Genomic DNA, 7,462 nt, shown 5'->3' with positions numbered 1-7,462 from the left:
ATCCGGCCCCACGCCGTAAGGGCCGCGATGTCGCCACCGGCGAGTTCGAGCGTCCGCCACAGCGTGACCGCGACCGAGTCCAGCACGGCGATGCCCAACTCCCGTTCGAGTGCTGCAGCCAGCGCGGCGCCGTCGAGATTGGTGCAGAGAATGACGACGGCATCGGCGCCGTCCGCCGCGACCGCGCGGATCATGTCGGCGATCGTCGCGGGCGTGACCTCACCGAAGGAAAAGTTATCGCGCAGGCCGAGATGCCGCTCGGCGTGAGGGGCGATCCCCTCCTCGGCCCAGACATCGCCGATACGCCGTTGCACGTCGTCCGTATAGGGTGAGACCAGGCCGACGCGTCCGGCGCCGAGCGCCCGGACGGCGTCGATGCAGGCGAGCGTGGAGGTCGTCGCCGGGATATCGGTCCGCGCCGCGATCGCTTCGCACAGGCTCCGGTCGCGGCCGGTACCGAGCCAGCTTGCCGACGTGCCGTTCCAGGCAATGGCATCGACCTTGGCGTCCGCCAGCAGATCCGCCGCCGGCAGCATCACCGAGGCATCGAACTGGTTCAGCGCCGCGGCATCGAGCGCGATCTCGGTGACGCGGAAGCGCGAGAAATGAACGGTGACTCCGGCCACGCCATGCAGCATGGAATTGGTGACGGGCTCCAGCACCGAGTTGGACGACGGGGTAATCATGCCGAGGCGCTTGCGCTGAATTGACATCGATCACGATCGCCCCATTGAGAGAGCGCACCGCTGCGCCCCCTCGGAGGATCATCCGCGCCTGCCATCGCCCGCGCAACCCGCAATTTGCATGGCGCATATGATTTGTTCGATACGCAGCTCAAGCCGCGAAGGTCGACCGCAAGCGCCGCCAGCCGATGACGATGCCGGTGACGGAAAATGCCAGCCCCAGCAAGCAGAGCCCGACGACCAGGATATCGCGCAGACGCGGATGCGCCATGAGAACGGGAAAATCGAGCGTGTGAAGCGCGCTATAGAACCAGCGATAGGCGCGCCGCGAGGCATCCAGTCTTTGCAGCACGCGGCCGTCGGCACCGTCGATGTCGAACCAGAGGTCGCCGCATCGGGAGCGATAGACGGGCGCTCCGGGGACAACGGAGTGCGCGGGATAATCGTCATTGTCGGCTAGAACGGACGGGGCGCCACAGCCCGGCGCAAGGCGCGTCGTCAGGTCATGGACATCCCTCTCGCCGAGGAATGCCACCTGGCGGCTGCGGATCGCCTCCCCCGTTTTGGTCAAGGCCTGACTGGCGAGGCCGGTACGGTCGCGCCGGTAGACAACACCGTTGACGGCGAACCATTCGACTTCGCGAGCCGACGGCTGACCGACCGGTGGGGCCGTCGTCCAGTCAGGCGCGGCATACACCACGCCCGCTTCGGTCGGGGTCAGTTCCCCGCGCGAGAACAGCCGGCCGTGATCCATCGAGAGCCAGCCACTGAAACTCCAGGTCAGCACGAAAACGGTCGCGACGAGACCAATGATGTGATGCAGGGCGTGCCAGCCGCGATAAGGCGACGAAACCCCGCGCCCTCGAATCCTGATCCTGATAGTTCCAAGCACCGCGCCGAGCGTCGCGGCGATAAAAGCCACCAGCGACAATGTCGAGACCACCCGATCCCAAAGGGACCAGTTGCTCCTCAGGACCGTCGGATAGATCCAGTGCAGGACGCTGCCGGCCCAATTCCAGCCGCGTTCGCTGCGGGTCGTATCCAGCACGACTTCGCCGGTGCGCGAGGAGACATAGACCTCGGTTCCGGCCGCATCGCCAAGAGCGACGCGCAACAGAGGCCGGTGTCGATCAAAGCCGTTGGGTACGCTCCATTGATCATAATCCGCGCCCGAAATCATCGACGCCCGCGCGGCATCGAGCCCGCGTTGCCGGGCATGATCCCGCGCGATACCGACCGCGACGTCGGCGGACGTCACCGATGCATCCCGTCCGTCGGAGGCATGGACCGCACGCACACGCGACGGGTTCGACACGACATAGACCGGCCCGTCGCTCCGCTGGACCAGGCGAACGCGCGTGGCGTCCGCGATCCCGCTCGCGGCGACGGCCTCCGCGACCGCAATCCTCACCGCTCCGCCAGCCACCGGCGCGAGCCCGGCAAAACGTTCCGCTTCCGCCAATGACGGAAACGGGACGAAGTGCATCACGATTCCGCTCGCGAACCACATCGCGAACAGCAGGCAGAACGCGATCCCGAGCCAGCGATGCAGCAGCACGATCGCGTTCATCATGTGGTCAGCGCCCTACCATTTGAACGCGGCCGAGAGCTCATAGGTCCTGGGCGCACCGAGCAGGATCTGGTCGGGATAGAACGGATCGCCCCAGATCGCGTAGCGCTTGTTGGTGATGTTGCGCACGCGGAAGCCCAGACGGGCCTGGTCGACCGCGTTGAACACCGTCTTCGGGATGTCGACGAAGGCGTAGACGTCGGCGACGGTGTAGGCCTTCATCGTCACGACGTTGGCATCGGTGTTGTAGCGGTCGCCGACATAGCGGCCCGTGATGCCGAGCTCCACCGGCCAGGGCGTGAAGAACCGGTACGACGCACCGGCATTGGCCACGACACGCGGCACGTTCGGCGGCGTGTTGCCGGAGAACGAACCACCGGCAAAATTGTAGTCGGCATAGCGTGCATCGACATAGGCGATGTTGCCCCAGAGCCGCAGGGGATCGATCGGGCGTACGGCCGCGGCGAGCTCGACGCCCTTCGACTCCTGCCGTCCCGCGATGTTGAGCTGCATGCCGCCAGCCGCCGCATAGACGTTCTTGCGCTCGATATCGTAGGCCGAGAACGACCATTCCGCCCTGTTGTTCCACAACAGATGCTTGACGCCCGTCTCATAGGTGCGCGAGGTCGTCAGGTCGAGCGGCTGGGCTGGCCCAAGCAGGAAGATGTTGTTGGCTGAGACGTCAGCACCGGTCGCGTACTGACTGAAGAAGGTCAGGCCGGGAACGGCGTCCCAGGTATAGCCAATGCGACCCGTCGTCGGGACCCAGGACTTCGAGAACGGGAAGTTCGCCTTTTCCAGCCCGGCGGCGTCGGTCGAGTTGCGGTCAAGCCCGATATGCTCGACGCGGAGGCCGCCGACCAGCGCGAAGGTTCGCGTGAGCTTCACCCGGTCCTCGAACGACAGCGCCTCGTTGTCGATGCGCGCGGTCTGCTGCTGCGTCGTGAGCAGGCCGTAAAGGCCACGGTCGGGATTGACGAGCGAGACGTAATCGTCCGGGAAGTTGGCCGCGCCTGGCCTGACGAAATCGAGATAGCTGGACGAAAGTGTCGTGACCAGGCGGTTGTCGAAGCCTGCGATATTAGCGTCCCAAATCAGGTCGGTAATGTTGCCGACAAGGCGTTGGCTATGTGCAACATAGAAGCGCTCGCGATCGACCATGTTCGAGTTGGGCAGGCCCGTACTGGCATTGAAAGCCTCGATCTCGTTGTTGAACCAGGTACGCTCCGCGCCATAGGCATAGGCTTGGCTCTTCAGCGTCAGGTCAGGCGCCAGCTTCAGTTCGAAGCCGCCGCGCAGCCACACCTCTTGTGCCACGTTGCGGTTGTCGAGAACGTTGTAATTGGTGTTGAAGGTACGATCGTCGATCGTGATCGCACCGAGATTCGTTTTGTTGAAGTTCGAGACGTAATTGCCCGAAACAATCCCGCTCGTCGCATGCGAACTGCTGAAGGCGACCGGTACCAGCGGTGCGCCCCAATAGGCCTTCGAGCGATCTTCCCGGTACTCGATCGCGCCCCAGATCTTGAGGCTGTCGGAGATGCGGTAATTGAGCTGGCCAGACACATCCAGCGTCTTGGTATTGGTGTCGTCGGCAAAGCCATTGAGCGAGGCGCGGCTGATGTCGAAGCGGTAGTCGAGCCCCTGCAAATTGGTGCTGCCGCCCGAGCCGTAATGGACGCCGAACGAGTTGAGCGAATCCCAGGAGAAGTCAGCGTCATTCCGGATCGGCCCGGTGTGTGGCTGCTTCGTGATCAAGTTGATTGCGCCACCGGCGGCACCTTCGCCCGACATTAGCGAGGCCGGACCTTTCAAAAATTCCACGGCTGCGAGATTGGCCGTATCCGTGATCCGCGAGGTCATGTTCTGCGGACCGATCTTGATGCCGTTGTAGAGCATGTTGATCTGGCTGTTGGTGAAGCCACGCATGGAGAAAGCCGCGGGCTCGGCCGGATTGTCGCCGGAGGTGACACCGACCGCGCCCTGCGCAACCTCCGACACGGTGCGATAGCCCTGCTCCCGCATGGTCTCGGCCGAGATGACCTCGACGGTCGCGGGTGTCTCCTGCACGGTCAGGCCGAGGCGCGAGGCGCTCTCGGCAACCACATTGGTGTTGAGCGGCGTCTGCGCCGCCGCGGTCGGCACGACGGGCTTGGCCGCGGCCGATGCGGCCGCTGGCCTGCGCGATGCTGCGCGGCGTGGGCTCTGCGCGTCCCGGGCCGCCGGCTTTGCCGGTTTGCGGGATTGGGCGGGCGACACCTCGACCGGCGGCAGCGGCTCGCGGGCCTGCTGCGCCAGCGCTGCGGGCAGATCGGCGACTGCAAATGAAGTAAGCGCGGCGGAAGCGAGCAGGAAGCAACGCGGTCGTACAAGACGAATGGAAGACACAGTTCGGGACCTCGGTATGACGTCAGTGGCACGTCACAGCGAACCAGGTCCCACCTCCGGCCTTTGAGCCTTCCGATGAAGCCGAATGTCTGTACTCCCCGACCGACATCTTCGCGTGTGACCACGGCTGACGGCAGGTCTCCTGGCTCGCGGGTCAGTACCTTGCATCGCCTTCCCGGGACCGAGATACCCAGTGGCTCGTGACGCAAGATTCGCCGCTTACAGTTGCGGGGGCAGCCGCGGCATTGGGGACAAAATCCCCGCACCGCATTCCCTTTTCATCCCCACTCGGGGAAACCGTCAAAGCCATCTAGGATTACCGACAAGACAGAGTCAATGTGCCGGTGCGACGTTATTACCACCGCGACCAACTTCCTTGGAGATAGGTATGGAAGGCGAGACCTTCCTCTGGCTGATACGGCATGCGCCCGTCGACGGCGTCAAAGGGACGATCCATGCGGCCGACGCGCCCGCCGATCTCGGCGATCGCGTGCAACTGGAGGCGTTGCGGCAGAGGCTTCCGCCAGATGCTGCGAGCTTGGCGAGCCCGGCGCGACGTACGGTTGAGACGGCGCGCGCGCTGGGACTCGAACCCGCGTTGGTGCCCGAATTAAGTGAGCAGGATTTTGGCGACTGGACCGGCCGGCGGCATGACGAGCTCGCGGCGACCGGCGGCGAGACCTATGCGCAGTTCTGGAGCGATCCGGCGCACGGGCGGCCGCCGGGCGGCGAAAGTTTTGAGGATCAGGTCGTGCGCGTCCGGCTGGGTCTCTCGCAAATCGGCGCCGGCTCGGCAACGCTCGTCGTTCACTCCGGCACCATCCGCGCCGCGCTCTGCATTGCGCTGGATCTGACACCACAAGCGGCCCTGCGCTTCGTGATCGATCCGTTGTCACTGACCCGGATCGACCGGCTCGCCACCGGCTGGCGCGTCGTCGCGGTCAATCAGCGCGCGGCTTGAGCCGGGTCAGGCCGGGCGATCCGGCACATTGGCCTGCGCGAAGGTCGCCATGCCGTTGTGAAGGCTGCACGCGAGCCGCACCAGCGGCAGCGCGATGGCCGCACCCGATCCTTCGCCGAGCCTGAGATCGAGGCTGATCAACGGCTGCACGTTCAGCGCACGCAACACCAGCCGATGCCCCTGCTCCGCCGATTGATGCGACGGCAGCAGGAATGGCTGGCACGACGGGTTCAGCCGTACCGCCGCCAGCGCCGCCACCGATACGATGAAGCCATCGATCAACACGGGAACGCGGGCTTGCGCAGCCGCAATGATGGCGCCGCAAATCGCCGCGATTTCGAGGCCGCCGACGGCGCACAGGATTTTTTCCGGCGAAGCGCCCGCAATGCCGTGATGCGCAATCGCCGCATCGATCACACCCGCCTTGTGCGCGCGGCCGGCCGCGTCGACGCCGGTACCGCTGCCCGCGATCTCCTCGGCACTGATGCCGAGCAGGCTCGCCGCAATCGCCGCCGACGTCGTGGTATTGCCGATGCCCATCTCGCCGAAGATCAGGAGATCGGGCCTGCCGGCTGCCGCGCGCGCGACTGCGCGCTGACCGGCTTCGAAGGCGAATGCCAGCTCCGTGGGGGTGAGCGCTGCTTCCACGCTGAAGTCGCGCGTGCCGCTGCGCGGCTTGTCGGTGACGATTCCTGCCATCTCCTCCTGTGCCAGCGTGCCGGCGTCGACGACCTCCAGGCCTGAGCCAAGCTCACGCGCCAGCACCGAGATCGCGGCACCGCCCGAGGCAAAATTCGCCATCATCGCGATGGTCACTCCTTGCGGATAGGCCGACACGCCCTGCGCGACGATGCCGTGATCGCCGGCGAAGACGATGATCGGCACTCGCGCAGCGCGCGGTTGCTCGGTCGCCTGCAGGCCCGCAAGCTCGACCGCAAGCTGCTCCAGCCGGCCGAGCGCGCCGGCCGGTTTTGTGAGTTGCGCCTGACGCGCGAGCGCCGCCTCGCGATGGACAGCGGAGACCTCGGGGCATTTCCGGGTGACCCATTCGGGGAGCATGCTGCCTCGCTTACGGCCTGCGCTTGAGAATGTAGCTGTCCATGATCCATCCGTGCCGCTCGCGCGCATCCTGTCGCGCGGCGACGATGCGCGGGCCGATCTCGGCCAGAACGCCCGACATGACGATCTGATCGTGCATACCGAGATAGGCGCCCCACCAGATGTGCAGCCCGGCTGGATCGAGCGACTGGAAAGCCGTGCCGCCGTCGAGCATCACCACCACGGTATCGACGCCCTGCGGCCAGCCGCCTTCGCGCAAGCGGCGCCCCGTCGTGACCAGGAAGGGCTCGCCGATGTCGTTGAGCGGCAGCGCATGCGCCGCGCACAGCGCCTGGATCGAGGTGATGCCCGGCACGACCTCGATATCAGGCAAGGGATCGAGCCGCCGCGCAATGCGCAGCGAGGAATCGTACAGCGAGGGATCGCCCCAGATCAGCAGCGCGACCTTGCCTTTACCTTCGAGATGGCTGGCGATCGTCCGCGACCACGCCGCGGCCACGGCATCGTGCCAGTCGTCCACGCCCTTGTGATAGTCCGCTTCACCGGCATCGCGCACAGGAAGATCGAACTCGGCAATGCGCGTCGTTGGATTGGTGAGTACATCCGCGCAGATCGTCCGCCTGAGATCTGCGAGATCGGACTTCGCCGTCCCCTTGCGCGGGATCAGGATGAGATCGGCCGCGTTGATGGCTTGAACGGCGGCGCGCGTGAGCTGCTCGGGATCGCCGCAACCGATGCCTATCAGGGAGAGTGTCAGCATCGTGAGTGCGAAGGGCGGCCATCACGGCCGCCCGTTCGCTT

Annotated in this window: 6 protein-coding genes and 1 riboswitch; of the genes, 1 reads left to right on the top strand and 5 read right to left on the bottom strand. The window is 65.5% G+C overall.

What is annotated here, in order from left to right; all coding sequences use genetic code 11:
• The 3 genes from AB4Z51_RS30190 to AB4Z51_RS30180 form a co-directional block, all read right to left on the bottom strand.
• Positions 1-713: maleate cis-trans isomerase family protein (locus AB4Z51_RS30190; protein WP_441498602.1), on the bottom strand; the 713-nt coding region annotated here is incomplete at its 3' end.
• A 121-nt stretch (positions 714-834) separates the two neighbouring features.
• Entirely contained in the window at positions 835-2,256 is a 1,422-nt protein-coding gene (locus tag AB4Z51_RS30185; protein WP_085403142.1) for a PepSY domain-containing protein, read from the bottom strand.
• A 12-nt stretch (positions 2,257-2,268) separates the two neighbouring features.
• Complete coding sequence (locus AB4Z51_RS30180; RefSeq protein ID WP_085403141.1) at positions 2,269-4,641, bottom strand: TonB-dependent receptor; 2,373 nt, start codon at positions 4,639-4,641, stop codon at positions 2,269-2,271.
• Between the two features lie 115 nt (positions 4,642-4,756).
• Positions 4,757-4,958: riboswitch (cobalamin riboswitch) on the bottom strand.
• 71 nt (positions 4,959-5,029) lie between these two features.
• On the opposite strand from AB4Z51_RS30180, the gene AB4Z51_RS30175 reads away from it, so the two are divergent.
• A complete protein-coding gene (locus AB4Z51_RS30175; RefSeq protein WP_085403140.1) occupies positions 5,030-5,602 on the top strand; it encodes a histidine phosphatase family protein in 573 nt (190 codons plus the stop codon).
• Positions 5,603-5,608: 6 nt separating this feature from the next.
• On the opposite strand, the gene cobT is transcribed toward AB4Z51_RS30175, so the two are convergent.
• Positions 5,609-6,661 carry a nicotinate-nucleotide--dimethylbenzimidazole phosphoribosyltransferase gene (gene cobT / locus AB4Z51_RS30170; RefSeq protein ID WP_085403139.1) on the bottom strand — a complete coding sequence of 351 codons (1,053 nt, stop codon included), beginning with the start codon at positions 6,659-6,661 and terminating at the stop codon, positions 5,609-5,611.
• A 10-nt stretch (positions 6,662-6,671) separates the two neighbouring features.
• A complete protein-coding gene (cobF, locus tag AB4Z51_RS30165) occupies positions 6,672-7,421 on the bottom strand; it encodes a precorrin-6A synthase (deacetylating) (RefSeq protein WP_085403138.1) in 750 nt (249 codons plus the stop codon).
• Between the last annotated feature and the right edge of the window lie 41 nt (positions 7,422-7,462).

The sequence above is a fragment of the Bradyrhizobium sp. 2TAF36 genome, from assembly GCF_052114925.1.
Lineage (GTDB): Bacteria > Pseudomonadota > Alphaproteobacteria > Rhizobiales > Xanthobacteraceae > Bradyrhizobium > Bradyrhizobium barranii.
Note: the sequence above shows the minus strand (reverse complement) of the source record. Positions and strands in the feature narration are given on the sequence as shown.